At 65.8% G+C, this 20168-nt stretch carries 14 protein-coding genes and 1 pseudogene; 11 read left to right on the plus strand and 4 right to left on the minus strand.

The annotated features are described in order from the left end of the window. Positions 1–6 precede the first annotated feature (6 nt). Positions 7–1347: a hypothetical protein gene (locus VT84_RS27945; RefSeq protein ID WP_082841807.1), complete on the minus strand. Its 1341-nt coding sequence runs from the start codon at positions 1345–1347 to the stop codon at positions 7–9. Positions 1348–1720: 373 nt separating this feature from the next. On the opposite strand from VT84_RS27945, the gene VT84_RS27950 reads away from it, so the two are divergent. Genes VT84_RS27950 through VT84_RS27960 form a run of 3 tightly spaced genes read left to right on the plus strand, consistent with a single transcriptional unit; the run spans position 1721 to position 8368 of the window. After that, positions 1721–5752 (plus strand): protein kinase domain-containing protein, encoded by a 4032-nt coding sequence (locus VT84_RS27950; protein ID WP_162271870.1) that lies wholly within the window; start codon positions 1721–1723, stop codon positions 5750–5752. Next, a complete protein-coding gene (locus VT84_RS27955; RefSeq protein WP_082841809.1) occupies positions 5749–6696 on the plus strand; it encodes a hypothetical protein in 948 nt (315 codons plus the stop codon). The genes VT84_RS27950 and VT84_RS27955 overlap by 4 nt, the downstream gene beginning before the upstream one ends. 16 nt (positions 6697–6712) lie before the next feature. Then, on the plus strand, positions 6713–8368 hold the full coding sequence (locus VT84_RS27960) for a di-heme-cytochrome C peroxidase (protein WP_082841810.1): 1656 nt from the start codon (positions 6713–6715) through the stop codon (positions 8366–8368). On the opposite strand, the gene VT84_RS27965 is transcribed toward VT84_RS27960, so the two are convergent. Next, positions 8355–9743: a cytochrome P450 gene (locus tag VT84_RS27965; RefSeq protein ID WP_052555992.1), complete on the minus strand. Its 1389-nt coding sequence runs from the start codon at positions 9741–9743 to the stop codon at positions 8355–8357. The two genes, VT84_RS27960 and VT84_RS27965, sit on opposite strands and share 14 nt — an antisense overlap. Positions 9744–10378: 635 nt before the next feature. Here VT84_RS27965 and VT84_RS27970 point away from each other — a divergent pair. The 7 genes and pseudogenes from VT84_RS27970 to VT84_RS42475 all read left to right on the plus strand — a co-directional run. Further along, a complete protein-coding gene (locus tag VT84_RS27970; RefSeq protein ID WP_052555994.1) occupies positions 10379–11326 on the plus strand; it encodes a DUF1559 domain-containing protein in 948 nt (315 codons plus the stop codon). Then, a complete protein-coding gene (locus VT84_RS27975) occupies positions 11316–12680 on the plus strand; it encodes a hypothetical protein (RefSeq protein ID WP_157469889.1) in 1365 nt (454 codons plus the stop codon). The genes VT84_RS27970 and VT84_RS27975 overlap by 11 nt, the downstream gene beginning before the upstream one ends. A 17-nt stretch (positions 12681–12697) precedes the next feature. After that, on the plus strand, positions 12698–13660 hold the full coding sequence (gene miaA, locus VT84_RS27980) for a tRNA (adenosine(37)-N6)-dimethylallyltransferase MiaA (RefSeq protein WP_052555997.1): 963 nt from the start codon (positions 12698–12700) through the stop codon (positions 13658–13660). Further along, positions 13657–14097 (plus strand): rRNA maturation RNase YbeY, encoded by a 441-nt coding sequence (gene ybeY / locus VT84_RS27985; protein WP_052555999.1) that lies wholly within the window; start codon positions 13657–13659, stop codon positions 14095–14097. Before miaA ends, ybeY begins: the two co-directional genes overlap by 4 nt. A 23-nt stretch (positions 14098–14120) precedes the next feature. Next, on the plus strand, positions 14121–14444 hold the full coding sequence (locus VT84_RS27990; RefSeq protein ID WP_082841812.1) for a rhodanese-like domain-containing protein: 324 nt from the start codon (positions 14121–14123) through the stop codon (positions 14442–14444). A 226-nt stretch (positions 14445–14670) separates the two neighbouring features. Beyond that, positions 14671–15195, plus strand: a complete 525-nt coding sequence (locus VT84_RS42470) for a helix-turn-helix domain-containing protein (protein ID WP_052552795.1) — start codon at positions 14671–14673, stop codon at positions 15193–15195. A 16-nt stretch (positions 15196–15211) separates the two neighbouring features. After that, a pseudogene (locus VT84_RS42475) lies at positions 15212–15589 on the plus strand (transposase); the annotation flags it as partial. Between the two features lie 14 nt (positions 15590–15603). Here the strand turns inward: VT84_RS42475 and VT84_RS41320 are convergent. Then, positions 15604–17193 carry a peptide MFS transporter gene (locus VT84_RS41320; protein ID WP_082841813.1) on the minus strand — a complete coding sequence of 530 codons (1590 nt, stop codon included), beginning with the start codon at positions 17191–17193 and terminating at the stop codon, positions 15604–15606. A gap of 243 nt (positions 17194–17436) precedes the next feature. Between VT84_RS41320 and VT84_RS28005 the strand changes: the two genes are divergently transcribed. Continuing rightward, positions 17437–18486: an SMP-30/gluconolactonase/LRE family protein gene (locus VT84_RS28005; protein WP_052556004.1), complete on the plus strand. Its 1050-nt coding sequence runs from the start codon at positions 17437–17439 to the stop codon at positions 18484–18486. Positions 18487–18589: 103 nt separating this feature from the next. Here VT84_RS28005 and lysS read toward each other — a convergent pair whose 3' ends face one another. Further along, a complete protein-coding gene (gene lysS / locus VT84_RS28010; RefSeq protein WP_052556006.1) occupies positions 18590–20086 on the minus strand; it encodes a lysine--tRNA ligase in 1497 nt (498 codons plus the stop codon). Positions 20087–20168: the final 82 nt, after the last annotated feature.

Raw genomic sequence — 20168 nt, forward strand, 5'->3', positions numbered from 1 at the left:
CGGCGGTCACCCCGCGGTCAGCGCCGCCTGCCACACCGCGTGCGCCACCTCGGGGCGGTAGATGTCGTTGTGCGCGCCGCCGCGCCCGCCCCCCTCGCGGATCACCTCGCTGCACTCCAGGTTGTACGCCGCACCTGGAACGAAGTTGTAGTCGGTCGTTGCCGGGAGCAGCGCGAGGTCGGTCGCGTTCGTGCCCGGCCCCTGGATGCCGTGCGAACCCACTGCTCCGTACTTCGGCAACTCGCCCGGCGCCGCGAACGCCACCTGGCCCGCCACCCCCGCGCCCAGCGGGTACCACCTCCCGGTCGCCGTGTCGAACACCGACCGCGTCGAGATGATCGGTCCGCGCACCCGCTTGTCGGAGAACACTTTGTTGAAGTAGCCCGGCTGACCCGGCGTCGCGGGGATGTCGTCACAGTACGACCAGATCGACAGCGCGCCCTGGACCAGCGCGAGCGAGTCCACCGGGCGCGCCACGCGCCCGCGGCCCTTCGGACCCGCGAGCGCCGCGGACACCACGATGCACCCGAAACTGTGCCCCATCAGGTGGAACCGCAGGTTCCGCGGTGCCGCCTGCATCATCCGCGCGAGGAACTTCGAGCCGACCGACTCGCCGAACCACCGCGCGCGGTCCTTCATGCGCCAGAACGAGAGCGTCCGCAGCACGCCGAAGATCCCCCCGCCGCTAAAGAGGCCGAAACTCGGCGCGTCCTCGCGGAGCGACTGGTACACGCCCTCGGGGTCGAACCCGGAGCGGTCCCCGCCCGGTCCCGCGCCGACCCCGCCGATGCCGAGATCGGCTTCGAGGTTCAACTGCCGGTACGCCGCGAACACGTCCGGCGGCAGCGCCTCCGGCTCCACGTCGTCCATCGCGCCGACGACGATGCGCCGGATCGCGTCGCGCGCCGCGGGCGTGTCGGCGATGCGCGCCGCGTAGTCGTCGACCATCGCCTGGACCGGGTCGGCCGCGGGCGCGCCGTCGATCGGGACCGAAAACGATCCCCCCTCGCCGAACGACTCGTCGCCCCACGGCATGCTCGGCCAGTGAATGCCGATCACGTGTGGTTTGAAGCCCGGGCGCGCCTGGTTCATGCGTGCGACGTCCGCGGTGCAGGCGGTCATCGCCTCAACCCACTTGTCGTACTGCGCCCGGGCGGACGGGATGTCACCCATCCACCCGTGACTGAGGACGAACACGTCGGTGACCCCGGAGTCGTCCGGCGCGAGGGTGCGGAGGACCAGATCGGACATCACGCCGTTCGGATCATCGGCGCGCTCGTTTCCGCCGGAATCGAAGCAGACGAGGTCGTAGGCGGCCCGCCGATCGGTCGGGGCGAATCGGGGCATAGCTTCCCCTCGGGTCCGTGTGGGACCGCGCTCGTGGAACAAAAACGGCCGGAGTGTTGGTAGAGTGTAACCGCCCCTGCGGTTGACACAACCTGTTAAGCCCGGTCGCGCCGGATTCGCCGAAATCGCTTGTGAATGGTCCTAGACAGCCGCATTCGCTCCAGTTACTCTCACACAATAAACTAGCACTTGCACACCAAACACAATCCCGCCGCGGGGCGGGCCAGGGTGACGCCCCGTGCTACCACCGCCCCCACACAAATCGGACGAATCCACCGCCGATCGAACCACGTCCCTTCCCCATCTGGAACCTTCGGGGGCCGAAGGACATTTAACGCCTCCAGGTGCCCCGACCGGGAATCATTCGAGTAGTGTGCCGGACCCGTCGGGCGCGGTGCCGGTACCTTACGCGGAGCTGGAAACCGCGTTCGGGGACCGCTACGAAATCGGTACACAACTCGGGCACGGCGGGTTCGGGACCGTCTACCACGCGCTCGACCGGCGACTGAACCGCCGGGTCGCGCTGAAAGTGTCGTGGAGCGTGACGGCCGACACGGACCGGCTCCTCCGCGAGGCCCGCGCGCTCGCTCAGCTCCGGCACGCCGGGATCGTCACGGTTTATGACGTCGCGGTCGCCGGAACGTGCTGCTTCGTCGTGTCCGAACTCCTCACAGGGCCGAGCCTTTCTCGCTGGCTCGACGAGCACCGCCCGGCACCCGCCGATGCCGTTGGGATCGCCGCCGCGGTCGGGGACGCACTGGCCCACGCACACGCGCGGAGCATCGTTCACCGCGACGTGAAGCCGTCGAACATTGTGTTCGCGGAGGACCGGCGCCCGGTGCTGGTCGACTTCGGGCTGGCGCTCTCGGACCTGGACACGGAGAACGAACTCGGGGTCGTGGCCGGTACACCGTCTTTCATGTCGCCCGAACAGGCCGGGGGGCGCGGGCACCGGCCCGACGGTCGCACCGATGTTTATGGATTGGCCGCGACCCTCTACGCGATGCTCTGCGGGCGGTCGCCGTTTCGCGGGCGCACCCGGAGCGAGGTCATTCGCCAGGTGCGGGAAGACGAACCGCAACCGCTGCGCCAACTCCGGCCCGACGTGTCGCCGGAACTGGAGCGTGTCTGCCTGAAGGGGATGGCGAAGCTCCCCGGCGACCGCTACACGACGGCCGCCGACTTCGCCGACGCGCTCCGCCGGGCGGTCGGGCTCCTGCCCTCGCTCCCCGCGCCTCCGGTACCGGTCGTGCCGGCGCCGAAACCGGCCCCACCCGTCGTTCCCGCGCCGAAACCGGCGGCCCCGGTCGCGGCGCGCAGCGCGCGAGCCGAATGGCGGCAGGTCACGATCCTCCAGTGCTCGTGGGAAGCGGGAGAGAATGACGAAGACCCGATGGAACAGGTGACCGCGTTCCAGAGGGCGTGCGCGGAAGTGGCCGTCGCGCACGGCGGGTTGCCGCTGCAAGTGTCCGGCACCGCGTTCCTGGCCTGCTTCGGTTACCCGGTCGCGCGCGAGGACGCCCCGCGCCAGGCCGTTCGCGCGGCCCTGGCACTCGGGGAGCGGTGCGCGGCGGTCGCGGTCGGCACCGGGCCTGCCGTGGTTACCGAGCACCCGCCCGCGCCGCCCGTCGTGGTCGGGGACGTGGTCACGATCACATCGGCGCTGCTGTCGCAGGGAACGGCCTCTGGGGTGACAGTTTCTCACGCGACGTTCCAACTCGTGGACGGCTTCTTCGACTGCGAGCCGCTGGGCGCGGTCCGCCCCCGCGGGCTCCCGCAGGTGCCCGTGTTCGTTGTGCGCGCCGAACGGACCGCGCGCAATCGCGTCGATGCCACGGACCCGGCACGGCTCACCCCGCTCGTCGGCCGCGACCGCGAGGTCGAACTGCTTAAAGAGCGGTGGGAACTCACGGCCGAAGGGGTGCAGAACGTCATTTTGCTCGTCGCGGACCCGGGACTGGGCAAGTCGCGGCTCGTCCGTGTGTTGCGCGAACACGTCGCACAGGACGCCGACGCCCCCGCGTTCGAGTCGACGCGCTCGGCCTCGGCCGGGGGCGCGGTCATCGAATGGTTCTGCTCCCCGTACCACCAGGGTAGCCCGTTCTACCCGGTGATCGAGTACTTCGACCGCGCCTACCGACTGAGCCGCGAACCCGACGCCGCAGCGCGCCTCGATCTCCTTCTAGCGCGGCTCCGCGAAGAGGGCGTCCACGATGCCGAGGACCAGGCGCTCCTGGCCGCGATGTTGTCGGTCCCGACCGGCGACCGGCTGCCGCTCCTCGCGCTCACTCCGGAGCGCCAGCGCGAGAAAACCCAGGACGCGGTACTCAACTGGCTGAACGCCCGCGCCGCCTTCACCCCGCTCCTGTTCGTGGTCGAGGACATGCACTGGGTCGACCCGTCCACGGAGGCGCTACTCGCGCAGTTCGTCGAGCGCGGCGGTGAGGCCCGCGTGCTCGCGGTGTTCACGTTCCGCCCCGAGTACGACCCGCCGTGGAAGGGGAAGGCCGTTCAGACTGTGGTCGCACTGAACCGGCTGACCCGGGGACAGATCGCCGAGATGATCCGCACGCAGATCGGTGATCGGGCGATCCCGCAGGCAGTCACGGACCAGATCGCGGAGCGGACCGACGGTGTCCCGTTGTTCGTGGAAGAATTCACACGGCTCCTGGTCGAGCGGGGCACGACCGCGGACGAGGTCGGGGCCGACATCCCGACCACCCTCCGCGACCTGCTGCTGGCGCGGCTCGACCGGATGGCGAGCGACAAGGCGGTGGTACAACTCGGCGCGGTGATCGGGCGGACGTTCGCGCACGCGGTCATCCGGGCGGCGTCGGAGTTAGACGAACAGGCTTTGCGGGTCGAACTCGACAAGTTGGTCGGGGCCGGTCTGCTGTTCAGCAAGGGATCGTTGCCGCGCACGACGTACACGTTCAAGCACGCCCTGATTCAGGACGCGGCGTACCAGTCGATGGTGAAGAAGCGCCGGCAGCAGTTCCACAGGGCCGTGGCGGAGAAACTGGAGGAACGGTTCCCAGAGGTGGCTCAGACACAGCCGGAATTGCTCGCCCGGCACTTCACCGAGGCGGGCGAAGCGGACCGGGCGATCGACTACTGGCTGAGGGCCGGGCGCCGCGCGCGGGCGGCGTTCGCCAACGCCGAGGCGATCGAGCACCTGCGGCGCGGGCTCGGGGTACTTGCCGCGCGCCCCGAATCACCGGACCGGGACGCCCTGGAACTTCAGTTCCAGATCCCCCTCGCGGTCGCCCTCATGACCGCCCGGGGGTACGCCCACCCGGACCTGGAGTCGGTTCACGCGCGCGCCCGGGAATTGTGCGAGCGGCTCGGTCCGTCGGCCCCGTTGTTCCACGTCATCTGGGGGAACTGGGCACTGCGCCTGATCCGGGACGAACTGGACGAAGCGAACCGGTTGGCGGGCGAACTGTGCGAACTGGCCGACCGACGTGCCGATCGCGGGATGCGGGTCGAGTCGGACTTCGCGGTGGCGATCACCAGCCTGTTCCGCGGGGAGTTCGCGCGGTGCCGGGCCGCGGCTACCCGGTGCCGAGAACTCGAGGACGCCGGCGCCGCGCTCGCGCACTCTGCACACACCGGGCAGAACGTCGGCATGGCGTACCGGTGCTACGCCGGGCTCGCGGCGTGGTACCTCGGCTTCCCGGACGAGGCCGCGGCCCGGATGCGCGAGGCGGTCGAGTTCGCGCGGGGCCTGGGGCACCCGTTCAGCCACGCCTATGCGCTGCACCACGCCGGCTGGCTCGCCTACCTCCTGCGGGACGGCGAGAGCGGCATCCGGTACGGGAACGAGTGCGTGGCGGTGTCCGAGGAACAGGGATTCGCGTTCTGGAAGGCGCTGGGGATCATCAGCCGCGGCACCGGGCACATGGTCGCCGACCGGCCGGATCAGGCCCTGGCACAAGTCAGCGCGGGGCTGACCCTGTACCACACAACGAGCTCGCGAAAGTCGCTCTCCGAGTACCACGGGTTCCTCGCCGAGATCCACCTCCGGGCCGGGCGCCCGGAAGTCGCGCGGACCGAGATCGAAGCGGGGCTGGCCGCCTGTGAGCGGACGAACAACCGCGTCTACGAGGCCGAACTGCACCGCCTCGCGGGTGAAGTTGCCCTCGCCACAGTCCCCCCGGACCCGACCGCGGCGGAGGCCGCGTTCCTCCGCTGTTTGGGAGTTTCACAGCGCCAGGGCGCCCGGTCGTGGGAACTGCGGGGGGCGACGAGCCTGGCCCGACTGTGGCGCCGCATCGGGCGCGCCGCCGAAGCCCGCGCCCTGCTCGCGGCCGTTTACGCGCACTTCACCGAGGGGCTGGGCACTCCGGACCTGCGCGACGCCCGTACCGTGCTCGACGAACTCAACACCGCGGTGCCCACATGACCCCGCCCGTCGCCCCCTCGCCGCTCGAACGGGTTCCACCGGACGAGGCAGCAGCGATCGCGGACCTCGTGGCGCTTCAATCCCGGCTCGGTGATCCGGCCCGCCCCCGGCGCGGGCAGCACGCCAAGGGGCACGGTCTGGTCAGCGGCACGTTTACCGTTCGCGCCGACGTCCCGCCCCCGCTGCGCGTCGGCCTGTTCGCGGCCCCGAACAGTTTCGCGTGCTGGGTCCGCTTTTCAAACGGGTTCGCCGAAGACGACCGCCTACCGGACGTTCACGGGATCGGGATCAAGGTGCTCGACCCGCCGGCCGCGGACCACGACTTCTTACTGGTCGATCACGAGACGTTCTTCGCGGCCGACGTGCGCCGAACGGTCGGCGTGTTCTCGCGGCACGTTGAACTGCTCGCCGCCGGTGTGTCACCGGCCGAACACGACCGCCTGCTCGCGGCCGAGTACCCGGTCGAGGCGGTGCTGCTGGGCGGGTTCGTTCGCCCGGCCGATCCGTCCCCGCTTGAACCGCGGTACTTCAGCGGCACCCCGTATGCTCTCGGTGACCGGGCGGTAAAGTACCAATTGGTCCCGCGATCGGAGAACCTCGCGGTTCAGCGCACCTCACCCGACACCCCCGACTTCCTTCGGGCCGCGCTCGCCGCGCACCTCTCCGCCCGGCCCGCCACGTTCGACTTCTGCGTGCAGTCGCAGCACGATCCGGTCTCCGACCCCGTGGAAGATCCGACCGTCACGTGGGGCGAAGCCGCGGTCCCGGTCGCCGTACTCACACTACCGGTTCAAGAGTTCGACACCGCAGAACGAGAAGCTCTGGCGGACGCGCTGGCATTTTCGTTGTGGCACGCCCCGGCTGAACACCGCCCGCTCGGGGGCATCAACCGCGGCCGGAAGGCGGTGTACGAGATGAGCGCGACCGCGCGCCGATCAAAGTAGTACCAGGAGCCCACCCATGATCCGGTTCGCACTGGCGCTGACACTCCTCGCTCCGGTAGCGGTTCGCGCGCGCGGGGCGGACCCGATCTACCTCGATCAGGGGTGGAGCAGCGACGAGCGCGCGGCGTACTACGCTCTGCCACAGGGTTCGGAAGTGGTGCCGTACTCGTGGTTCCTCGCACTCGAACAACCGTGGACCGAGAAATTGTTCCGCGACGACGCCCACATCGAATCGTTCCGCTACATCCCGTCCGCAGCAAACAAGTTCAACCCCGATGGGCTGCCGGTCGGGTTCACCAAGGGGCGCGGGAAGGACGGAAAGGACTGGTTCGGGCTGACGTGCGCGGCGTGTCACACCGGGCAGTTCACTTACAAGGGCAAGACGGTGCGGGTTGACGGCGGAACCGCACTCGCCGACGCCCTCGGGTTTCAGTCCACTCTGGTCACCGCGGTGAAGGCGACCCTCGCACAGCCGGCGAAGTTCGACCGGTTCGCCCACCGCGTACTCGGCGAAAAGCATACTCCCGAGCGCGCGAAGGCGCTCGCGACCGAACTGCGTGAACAACTCCGGGTGATGGCCGACTGGGAAGCCACCAGTCGGCCCGCGCACCCCGGCGGGTACGCTGTTTGGGACGCGCTCGGGGTACTGCTCAACACCATCACCGGCACCGCACCGGGCATTCCCGACAACTACCGCGTTCCCAGCACCCCGGTCAGTTACCCGAGCATCTGGTCCACGAACCGGTACGACCGGCTACTGTGGAACGCATCGGTCGAGAGCGTCACACTGAGACAGGTCGGCGAGGTCATCATCGTTTTCGGCCGCGCGCGCGCGGCGGCCGGCCCGGACGGAAAACTGACGTTTGAATCCAGCGCGGATCTAAACACTCTCGCGAAGGTGTACGACTACACCTCGATGCTGACCCCACCGGCGTGGCCGGAGGACGTGCTGGGCAAGATCGACCGTAACCTGGCGAAGCGCGGCGAGAAGGTGTACCAGGACCAGAAGTGCGCGACGTGCCACCCGCTCGCGCCGTACCCGACTGTGGAAGCGAAGGCCGGCGGCCGAAAGCTCATCAAGACGACCGCGACCCCGTTGAAAGAGGTGGGCACGGACCCGCTCTACGCCGAGTATTTCACGAGACGAACCGCCGTGCCCGGTGCTCTCGCACCCGTGTTCAAGGGGACCATGTTTGAAGGGCAACAGGAAGTGCCGGCTGCGATCCAGTTCCTTGCGACCCTCACGCGGATCACCGAGGCGGATCTCGACCGGGCGGCGAAGACACCGTCCGAACGCGCGCGATTGCTCGGTGACCGCCCGCTGCCTCAATTGCCAAAAGCTCCGGCGGAATTGCAGCAACTGGTGAACGCTCTACACGCTTACAAGGCCACGCCCCTGACCGGAGTGTGGTCCACGGCCCCGTACCTGCACAACGGGTCGGTGGCGAACCTGTACGAGTTGCTCCTGCCGCCGGAGAAGCGGATGAAGTCGTTCTACCTGGGGCACCGGGAGTTCGATCCCAAGCACGTCGGCTACCGCACCGGGCCGTTCGAGCACGGGTACAAGTACGACACCGCGCTGCCCGGGTACTCGAACCGCGGGCACGAGTACGGGACCGGCCTCGCCGACGACGATCGCTGGGCGCTGGTCGAATACCTCAAGACGCTGTGACCGGTGCCCGCGGCCGGAACCGCGCCCTCATCCCCTTGGGCATCATCACTGCGAAGAAAAACGACTGCTGGTACGGCCGGGAGACGTCCACGTCCGGCTCGCTCTCGCGGTAGATCGTCGCGAGCACGAGTCGGTGAACGAACTGCCCGAACGCGGCCCCGACGCACGCACGCGGCCCGCGCCCGAACGGGAAGAAGTGCCCGCTGCCATACGGGTTCGCCTCCGCACCACCGTTGTCCCAGCGCTCCGGAGCGAACCGCTCCGGTTCCGCCCAGTGCGGCGCGAACTTGTGAAGGTACCAGTTGGAAATGAAGATCTGCGTGTCGGGCGGGAGCACGTGCGAACCGAGTTCCACCTCGCGGCCGCGCGCCGTATTTCGGAAGTAGATCGGCACCGCCGGGTAGTACCGCATCGCCTCGCGGATCGCGAACTCGAGCGGTCGGACTGCATCGAGCGCGGTGCGATCGAACCCGTCGGGCAGTTCGTCTCGTACCGCTCGCGCGACTTTGGTCCCTTCCTCCGCGTGTTTCGCGAGAAGGTACAGCGCGGTGTTGACCGTGCTGCTACACGAGAACACGCCGCCAAAAAAGTTCGTCGCGAGCGCCTCCGCGAGGGCCGCGTCCGATAGGGACGTGCCCCGCGCGAGCACACAGTTGAGCAGGTCGGGGGCGGCCGGGTCCGGGTTCGCTCGCGCCTCTGCGACGGCCCGTGTAAACGTGCCGTACCAGTTCTCCCGGGCCGCGTGGAAGAACGGGTGGAGCGGAAAGATCTGCTTCGGGAGGGCCATTCGGCCCGTACCGGTGCGGGCCAGTGTGCGGAACCAGTGGAACCGGTTCGGCGGAAACACGCGCCCCCAGAACGCCCGCGCGAACACATCGAACACCAAGCGCTGCATCTCCCAATACAGATCGACCGGTTCGTGCGACCGGCTGACCCACCGCCCCACCGTTTCAGCGACCACCGCGCGGAGCGGTTCGACCTGTCGGGAGAGCCACTCGTCGTGCGAGATCGTGGAGAGCGGGTTGCCGCGCCGCGCTTCTTCCCACCCGCGACCGAAGTTGGTGATGAACAGACTGGGCCGCGTGATGACCGGTTTGAGCGCGTCGACGGGCGCGTCCTTGTAGAACTCCGCGGCGCGCGTGTCGAGCACCTCGCCGATCAGGTGCGGGTCGTTGAGTACGACCGCCGGTTTGTTGAACAGCCAGATCAGGGTGATCCCGCCGTACCGGTGCCCGTACTCGGCGCACAGCTCCCACGGCCACCGCCCGAAGAACGCGGGCGCGGTCCCGAACGGGAACCGCGGGGTCGGTCCGGGGACGTGTTTCAGGCGCGCGTGCTTGTGGTCGTTGATCGTGCGGTGCAGTCGGGCGAGCATCCGGTCTGCTCCGAAGAGACGAGGGCCGTTTCCGACCGGCTTACTAGGACCGGCCGGGAGGTGCGAAAAACAGGACTGCGAAACAGGCAGATCCGCTGACCGTTTATCCGTCCGCAAATGAAATTGTCTGTAAGTAATGTGTGGTATGAATTTAATGGTTGGTACGGTCACTCGCAAGTGATTTCGCACCGGCTGGGATGCTTTGCCTCGTCCGCCGCGTGCGTAAGCGATTGGTTCATGAGGCGCCCGGGTGATGCGAAGCGTAATTCGGAACGTGTCGCGCACACGATCAACGCGCATAGCTGGGGAGTTGCGCGCCTCGAGCCGTCGTGAAGTCTTTAACTTTGATTAATCGCGCGGTCGCTTGCGCTCTGAGGGAACAGGGTTTGGAGTGAATTCGGTGGGTGCATTGGCGATCTGTGCACGGCGGAGGTCATTATCACAAAATCACCAAGGGCTGCGGTTGACCTTACTTCCACCGCCGGTAGGATAAGCCGTGCATTGATGAGATCGATTCTCAACAACACACCAGCGAGCCGCTCAGCCTCCGTAGGATTTCCGGTTCCGCATTTGAACCGCTCTGCGTTCAGCCATGCGTCTCGCGGCCATCTCACCCATTGAGGAGGTGCCGCGCCATGCGTCGCACACATTTATCCCCGCGCGGGTTTACCCTGATCGAACTGTTGGTGGTGATCGCGATTATCGCGATCCTCATCGGTTTGCTCCTGCCCGCGGTCCAAAAAGTGCGCGAAGCCGCCGCACGCATGAAGTGCCAGAACAATCTGAAACAGCTCGGACTGGCGTTCCACAACCACGAGAGCAGCTACGGGTATTTTCCGATCGCCACCATGCAGCGCAGCGTCGGGTCACCGCCACGCACGGTCAACGCCTACTGGGGCGTTCAGGTGCTGCCGTTCATCGAACAGGACAACGTCCGCAAGGCGTACAACTTCGATCTGAACAACCGCGACCAGGGGAACAAAGACGTAGTCGCGATCCCGGTCGCGATCATGGTGTGTCCATCGGTCCCGAATCCGAACCGCCAGACCACGATCCCGGCTTCCAGCCCGGCGTTTACGGGTGCGGCCACGGACTACGCGGCTACCGTGGGGGTCGCCACGGCCCAATACACAAACGGGTTCGTGACCAACGCGAACCCGAATGGGACGGGGATTCCTACGGGCATCATTGGCTCAGCGGGCCTTCCCCCGGCCCGGTTCGGGGACATCACCGACGGCACCTCGAACACGATGCTCATCGCCGAAGCCGGCGGGCGTCCGGAGAACTGGGTCGCGGGGAAGGTGAACAGTGCAACGACCGTCACACTCGGGGGATGGGCCGAGTACAACGGGTTCATCGTCCGCGGGTTCATGACCGACGGCACGGCCTCGACTTCGAGCGGGGGAGGCGGACCGTGCATGGTCAACTGCAACAACAATCTGTCGCTGTATGCGTTCCACACCGGCGGCGCCAACATCCTTTACGGCGACGGCTCTGTTCGGTTCCTGCGGTCGTCGGTCAGCGCCACGACCGTCGCCGCGCTCATCACTCGTGCGGGCGGAGAAATCGTCAGTGAGAATTAGTGCTGTTGGGGTCGCGCTTGTCGGAGGGGCAGTCGCGGTTCTGGCCGGTTCGAGTCACTCGGCCGGACCAGTCGCGCCCGCCCCGCGTGTTGTGGAGCGGTTCGCAGCGGGGCATTCCCGCGAAGGACTGCCGATCTCGGGTACCCCGGTGCCGACCTACGCACGCGACGCGGACCACTGGTTGAACGAGCTGCACACGCTCCTCTTCACTCAATCGCTCGTTCCCGAAGAAGTGGCTGCGGTCCTGCCCACCGAACGGACTAACCGAACCGACGTGGACTTCTTCGTAAAGGGCTGGCAGTTTGGGAAGCGAAAAGGCACAGAACTCGATCGCACGACATTTGGGGGCGACGTCCGCGTGTCCGCCGTTGTCACGGTGGACGCGAAACGGCGCGAACGGTTAGTCTTGCTGCTGGATCGACTTTCGTCCGCGGATCGGGTCGCGGCTGTGCCCGAACTGAAAGAGCCACTCGCGCGCCTGATGCTCCAGTGGGACGTGCTCAGCGTGTGGTGGCGGCTCGAATCGGATCGCAAGTGGAGGCACGACGATCCGGAGTTGCTCACCGCGATGGCCAAAGCGGTTCGCGCACTGGCCCAGCCCAAACGGGTGCTCGAAGGGCTTCCCTCCGGGGCGACCGAACTCACCAAACAGTTCGCCGGGCGCACGGAAGCGAAGTCGCCATCCGAACCGTTCCTTCCGCCCACTCTATTTGACCAAAGCCCGAAATCGGCGTGGGTCGAAATCGAGCGCAAATCCACGCGACTGTTCCGCGGAGATACCACGTTGCGAACCAGTCGCGTGTTCCTCGATGCCGGCACCCGCACGCGCTCCGTGGAACTGATCGAAGCTGCGAATGCAAAGGCGGCCCGTCCGGAAGTTCCGACCGGCACGCAGGTCGGTCTGGTGCTGACTCTGGTCGGGTTTGATGAAAGTCTGATTCCCGTCGCTACGCCTGTTGTGGACGAAGTTCGGGTGCGGCGCGTGACCGGGCCGTTCCGTCTTGGTGCGGACAATTCGACCAGTTCGCATGATGGAATCGATCACTGGGTGTATTTCCGGAGTCGCTCGGGTTCGCTGCTCGGCGGGCAGCCGTTCCGGTTCATTCCCGACACGACGCAGGGGTTGTTTCTGGAGTACGGATCGGCCAAACACACCACGTTCGCAGCTCAGTGTGCCTTGTGCCACCGGGCCGAGATCAACACTCTCTCGGCCCCAATGGGGATCAGCAGTTTGAACCCGGGCGCTCGGCCGCGTGTCCTTGATAAGCCGGATACCCGGTTCCGGCTGGCCGAAGAGGAAATGAAGTCCGTGGCCGAGCGGCTCCGGCTCCGCCTCGACCCGAAAAGCAAGTAGCTCGGTAGAATGCCTCAATGTCCGTGTTCGAGCAAGCATTCATATTGACCGGCCCGACCGCGTGCGGGAAATCCGCCCTTGCGCTCGATCTCGCCGAACGTATTGGCGGCGAGATTGTTGCGCTCGATTCCATGACCGTTTACCGCGGAATGGACATCGGCACCGCGAAACCCTCCGCGGCCGAACGCACGCGCGTTCCGCACCACCTCATCGACGTGCTCGATCCGTGGGAGTCGCTCACGGTCGCGTCGTGGCTCGAACGTGCGGAGATCGCTTGTACCGATATCACCGCACGCGGGAAACGACCGATCTTCGTGGGCGGCACGCCGTTCTACCTCAAAGCGCTCTTACACGGGTTGTTTCCGGGGCCGCCAGCAGATGAGGAACTGCGCCGAACGCTCGAAGCCGAAGCTGCACGCGACGGCAACTCTGCGCTTCATGCACGGCTGGCCGCAGTCGATGCGAAGACCGCAGCACGGCTTCATCCGAACGACGTGCGCCGTGTGGTGCGGGCACTCGAAGTCCACGCACTGACTGGGAAGCCGATTTCGAGCTGGCAGCAGACCTGGGACACCCCGGCGTTCACCGAGAAACCGCACGCCGCGCCTCCACCAGCCCGCATCCCGACCGTCAAACTCGACATCCCGCGGGAAACGCTGTACGACCGCATCAATCAGCGCGTCACGCGGATGCTCGAAGCGGGCTGGTTGGACGAGGTCCGGCGATTGTGCGAATTGCCGAGCCCACTCAGCCGCGAGGCCCGGCAAGCGCTCGGCTACCGCGAATTGCTCGAATATCTGGCGTCCGGCGGAGACTGGAATGAAACCGTCGACCTGATCCGCACGCACACGCGACAGTTCGCGAAGCGGCAACTCACGTGGTTCCGTGGGATGTCCGCGTGCGTGGCGGTTTCGGTGGATGCACCCGACCTGGCCGACCGCGTGCTGAAAGCGTGGGGCGCTAATATGATGTCCCCATGATCCGCGTATCCATCGCAAATCCCTACGAATACGAACTCGAGTTCCAGCAACTCAAGGACGCCGCACGCACGGTGCTGGAGGGCGAGGGCACGAAGGCGGGCAAGGTCACGCTCGCGTTCGTCGACAACCCGCACATTCACCGGCTGAACAAGCAGTTCCTCGACCACGACGAGCCGACCGACGTCCTCACCTTCCCGTACACGGACCCGGGGGCGAAGACCCTTGAGGGCGAGGTGGTGATCGGCTACGAGGTCGCCAAAGAGTACGCGGCCGACCGCAACCACGAGACCAACCTGGAACTGCTGCTCTACGTCGTCCACGGGTGCCTGCACCTGTGCGGGTACACCGACACCGACGACAAGGGTGAGCGTGAGATGCGCGCGAAAGAACGCGAGTACCTCACGAAATTGGGACTGCCGGACATTGCTGGCGGGTGAACAGAATCGCGAGTTGCGTTTCGATGATGATTCCACAAATCCAACCGACCGAATTAAAGCGCATCCTCGACGCGGGCCAACCGGTCGTGCTGCTCGATGTGCGCCAGCCGGACGAGCACGCCTTTTGCGCGCTGCCGAATAGCGTGCTGATTCCGCTGGGTGAACTCGCTGGGCGCGTCGAAGAAGTGCAACCGGGCGACGCGCCCGTGATCGTGTACTGTCACCACGGGGTTCGCAGTTTGACCGGTGCCGCGATCCTTCGCAGCGCCGGAATCGAAGCCTTTTCACTGGCCGGCGGGATCGACCGCTGGACGCTTACGGTCGATCCGAGTGTGCCGCGGTACTGAGCCGGTCCGCACTCGAGTGAGGGTGCGGACCGCGGTTTACCTCACACCGTGCATCCACTTCTTCAAGATCGGCGAGAGCAGTAACAACAGCGCCCCCGAGCCGAGTGCGAACAGGCCGACGTTGTTATTCTCAGCGTACCCTGGAGTGACACAATTTATCCTTGAGGAGCCTGGTGCTGTAGCGGAAGATCGGTGCTCACCGTAATCCGTTACCGGGAGAGGCTCCATGCGTCCCACGTACTCGTTCCCCGAGTCGGTTGTCGAAGCGATTGTGCGCGATCGGTACGGGCACCCGGACCCGCGCGTTCAGGAGCGCATGGAGATCCTGTGGCTCAAGAGCAAGAACGAGTCGCACGGGCGCATCGCCGAACTCGCCAACGTGTCCCGGTCCACGGTTCAGCGGACCTTGCACATCTTCGCGGCGAAGGGCCTCGATGGGATTCGGTCGTTCGGGTGGAAGGGACAACCCAGTGCCCTGACGCCACACGCGGCAACGATCGAACAGGAGTTCCGCAAGCACCCGCCTCACACGGCTCACGAGGCGGCGCGGCGGATCGAGGAGCTGACGGGCGTCCGACGAAAAGTGTCGCGGGTGCGCAAATTCCTCAAGGACGACCTGGGGATGAAGTGCTTGAAGGTGGCACCGATCCCGGTCCCGCCCAAGAAGACGATCGAGGAACACGCCCGAGCGCAGGCGGACTTTTTAAAAGGCGGACCTGGAACCGAAGTTGGCGGAGGCGCGGAGCGGTAAGCGGTCGGTGTACTTCGTGGATGCGTCGCACTTCGTATTGGCGTCGTTCCTGGGTTGGGTGTGGTGCTTCGTGCGGTTGCACGTGCGCGCGGCAAGTGGTCGGCAGCGGTACAACGTGCTGGGCGCGCTGAACGCGGTCACGCACGAACTGGTGACGGAGATCAACACGACGTACATCACCGCCACGTCGGTGTGCGCGTTGCTTCACACGATCGCGCGCCGGGCGGGCTCGGTGCCCGTCACGTTGGTGCTGGACAACGCCCGGTATCAGCGGTGCGTGTTGGTGCAGGACGCGGCCAAGCAGTTGGGGATCGAGCTGCTGTTCCTGCCGTCGTACTCGCCGAACCTGAACTTGATCGAGCGCCTGTGGAAGTTCGTGAAGAAGGACGTGCTCAACAGTCGGCACCATCAGGACTTCAAGAGGTTCCAGAGTGCCATCGACGGGTGCCTCGCGGATCTGCCGACCAAACATCGAGAGAAACTGGCGACTCTGTTGGCCCACAACTTCCAGACCTGGAACAATGTGTCACTCCTGGGCGCGTAAAGCATAAACACGTCCAGCGCCTGATTCATCGTTTCCTCGCGGGTCGCGGTCCCGGACGTGGCCGACTTACCGGCAATCCACCCACCGGCCTGGAACCCGATCGCGGACGAGAGGAACCAGAACCCCATCATGAACCCGACCACTCGTGCCGGTGCCAGCTTGGTCACTAGCGATAGACCGACCGGCGACAACGCGAGTTCCCCGAGCGTGTGGAACAGGTAGCACAAAATGAGGAACATCAGCGGCATCACCCCGTCCACGGCGGCCCCGCGGCCCAGGTTCAGAATCAAGAACCCGACCCCGAGGAGGAGCAGACCAAAGGCGAACTTCACCGGGGCCGCGGGTTCCAAACCCTTCTTGGCCAGCAGCCCCCACATCAGGGTGAACAGCGGCGCCAGGAGCACAATAAACAGAGCGTTCACTGCCTGAAACACGCTCGCGGGGATCGGGCTGCCGAACACGGTCTTGTCCACGTTCTCGTCGGTGAACACGTTCAGTGCGCTGCCGGCGAGCTCGAAGAACCCCCAAAACACACTCGTGAAGAACAGGAGCGTGATGAGCACCCAGATCCGCTGGCGCTCGGCGACCGGGTACAGGAACGAGAGAACCAGCATGTACGTGATCGCCGCGAGGCCGAGCGCGATCAACAGGTAGGTCACAATGCTGTTCTTGTAGATCAGGGCGGCCGCGACGAGAACGAACAGTAGGGTGCCAATGTACACCGCCGGTCCGACCGGCAAGCCGCGGAACGTTTTGATCCCTTCCGCGGGCGGGTCCGCGTACTGTTCGAGGAGCCCGCGCGACGAGGTGTAGAGGAAGATCCCGAGCCCGACGCTCATCCCGATCCCCGCGAGCAAGAACCCGTAGCTCCAGCCCTCGATTTGAGCCACCGCCCCGCACGTGAGCGGGCTGATAAACGCCCCGGTGTTGATCCCCATATAGAAGATGGTGAACGCCTGATCGCGCCGCGGGTCGCCCTGCGGGTAGAACTTGCCGATCATGCTCGAAATGTTCGGTTTGAAGAACCCGTTACCGGTCACCAACAGGGCCAACCCGAGGTACAGCGCGTACTCGTTGCCCTGTCCGGCGGAGAGGGTAAACTGCCCGGCCGCCATCAGGATCGCCCCCCAGATGATGGCGCGCCGGAACCCCAGGATCTTGTCCGCGAGGAACCCACCGGCCAGCGGCGTCAGATACACCAGTGCGCCGAACGCCGCGTACACGGCGTACCGCGTTTCCTTGTCCATCCCGAACCCGCCGTTCATCACCTGGGCGCCGAGGTACAGCACCAGAAACGCCCGCATCCCGTAGTAGCTGAAGCGCTCCCACAACTCGACCATGAATAAGAAGAACAGAACCTTGGGGTGAACCTTCCGGTTGGTCGCGATGACGATCGGAATCCAAGCGAACACGAACAGCCAGGCAATCGCCATGATCCAGTATTCTTGGCGCATGAACCGAACCTCGGATTGATCGGACTTGTGGAGCTACTGGGGGAGGATGGGCAAATCCTAATGATTTACCCATGCGCGGGATAGCGCATTCTTCACAGAATGGCCCGGGGGAGCGACTCGCGCGCGTGCAGATTTTTCTAGCCGCTTGCTTGCGCGCCGCCAGCGGGTACGATGTCGTCGTGCGGGCTACGCACCCACTCCGCCTCCTCACCCGCCGGCCCGTCCATTCGGAGATCTCACCCCATGTTCCGTTGCCTGGCTGTGACCACAGTCGCCCTCGCCACCATTGTCGCTACCGGGGCACTGCGCCCCGCGCGCAGCACGGCCGCCGACGATCCGAAACTGCCGATGACCATCGGCTCCGTCGAACGCAAGGACGCGAAGCTCGACGCTCTCATCCCCAAGGACGCGAAAATCGAAGTTCTGGCCGGCGGGTTCAAGTGGACCGAGGGACCGGTGTGGGACAAAAAGAACAACGCGCTGCTCTTCACCGATATTCCGAACAACCGCGTTGTGCGCTGGTCCGCGAAGGACGGGGTGAAGGAAGATTTCATTAAGCCCAGCGGGTACACGGGCAAGGACGAGTTCAAGGGGTACGAACCGGGCGCCAACGGCCTCGCATTCGATAAAGACGGCAATCTCATCCTCTGCCAGCACGGTGACCGGCGGATCGCTCGACTCGGCAAGGACGGCAAGTTCGAGACACTCGCCGACAAGTACATGGGGAAGCGGTTCAACAGCCCGAACGACCTCGTGCTCGCGAAGAACGGCGACCTGTTCTTCACCGACCCGCCCTACGGCCTGCCCGAGCAGATGAAAGACCCCAAGAAGGAACTCGATTTCCAGGGCGTCTACCGCCTCTCGCCGAAGGGCGAGGTCACGCTCCTGACGAAAGAGATGTCGCGCCCCAACGGGATCGCGCTGGCGCCCGACGAGAAGACGCTCTACGTCGCCAACTCCGACCCGGACAAGGCGATCCTGATGGCGTTCCCGATCAACGCCGACGGCACGCTCGGCAAGGGCAAGGTGATCTTCGACGCGACGGCCGACGTGAAGGCCAACCCGAACAAGGGACTGCCCGACGGCCTGAAGGTGGACGCGAAGGGGAACATCTTCGCCACCGCGGTGAACGGCGTGTACGTCTGCTCCCCCGAAGGCACGCTGATCGGCCGCATCCTCACCAATGATAAGACCGCGAACTGTGCGTGGGGCGACGACGGGAGTGTGCTGTACCTGGCCACGAACGACAAGCTCACCCGCATCAAGACGACGACGAAGGGCTTGGGGTGGTAGTGCAGTAGAGGTGCGTATCCTGTCGCAACAATGTGGCCCCGCCTTTTGTGGGCTGGGCCACCTGCATTTCCAAACTGGCACGAGCATGGCCGGTCGGTTGGTCTTACTTCGCTTCGGGGCGCAGCAGCGGGAATAGGATCACGTCGCGGATGGTCTGCGTGTTGGTGAGCAGCATCACGAGCCGGTCGATGCCGATCCCCAAACCGCCCGCGGGCGGCATCCCGTGGCGCAGCGCGCGAATGAAATCGTGGTCCATCTTGGCCATCGAATCTTCATCGGACAGCCCGGCCAGTTGCTGCGTGAACGTCTGCTCCTGCGTGATCGGGTCGTTCAGTTCGGTGTAGGCGTTCGCCAGTTCCATGCCGTGAACGTACAACTCGAACCGCTCCGCGATCGCGGGGTTTTCGCGCTTCCGCTTGGTCAGCGGGCACAGCGGGGACGGGTAGTCGTACACGAACACCGGCCCGACCAGCTTCTCTTCCACCAAGTCCTCGAACAGTTCCTGCACGAGAACGACGTGCGCCTTCGCGACCTTCGGCGCGCCCTTCGTCGGGGCCATTTCGAGTTCGATGTTCTCGGCCCGCGCTGCGGCCCGCACCGCGACCTCGTCGGTCATGTCGCAGCCGACGTGTTCGTGGAACAGGTCCGCGTACTTCGCGCGCTGGAACGGCGGCTCGAAGTTCACCGTCTTCTCGCCGAACGGGATCGTGCGCCCGCCCCCCAGGATATCAACGCAGGCCACGATCAACCCCTCGGTCAGGTCCATCATGCTGCGGTAGTCGCCGTAAGCCTGGTACAGTTCGAGCATGGTGAACTCGGGGTTGTGTCGCGGGCTGATGCCCTCGTTGCGGAACACCCGACCGAGTTCGTACACCTTTTCGATCCCGCCGACCAGTAGGCGCTTCAGGGGCAGTTCGAGCGCGATGCGCACGAACAGATCGATGTCGAGCGCGTTGTGGTGCGTCTCGAACGGGCGCGCGGCCGCCCCGCCCGCGATCGCGTGCAGCGTGGGCGTTTCCACCTCCATGTAGCCCTGAGCGTCGAGGTGGGTGCGGATCGTGCGGATGATCTTCACGCGCTGGTGCGCGCGGCGCAGCGTGTCCGGGGTGTAGATCATGTCGAGGTACCGGTGCCGCAACCGGAACTCGATGTCCCCCATCCCGAACACGTCCTTCGGGTGCGGTTCCAGGCTCTTCGTGAGGAACGTCAGCTTCTCGACCTGGATCGTGAGTTCGCCGGTCTTCGTCTTGCCGAACTCGCCGTCCACGCCAACGAGATCCCCGAGGTCGAGCAGTTGTGCGACCTGCCACTCCTGCGGCGTGACCTTGTTCACGCGGATCATCAACTGCACGCGCCCGGTCTGGTCCCAGATTTCGAGGAACAGGAGCTTCCCGCCGGTGCGGTAGCGCACCACGCGCCCAGCGGCGCGCACCTTCGGCCCCGGCTTCGTCTCGTCGAAGTTCTCGGCCGGGAGCTGGCGGATGTCGCCGATCGGTTGGGCGTTGTCGAACCGCTGGCCCCACGGGTCGAGGCCGAGGGCCTCGATCTGCTGGAGCTTTTGGAGCCGAACTTCGGCGAGGTCGGATGTTTCTTCGGGCACGGGTGTGTTCCGTTGTGTGAGTAACGTTAGAGGCGTTTTATCCGCTAGTAAGAATCAAGGACACCCGACGCCCGCCCGGTGT

It is taken from the genome of Gemmata sp. SH-PL17 (assembly GCF_001610855.1).
In the GTDB taxonomy this organism is placed as follows: Bacteria; Planctomycetota; Planctomycetia; order Gemmatales; family Gemmataceae; genus Gemmata; species Gemmata massiliana.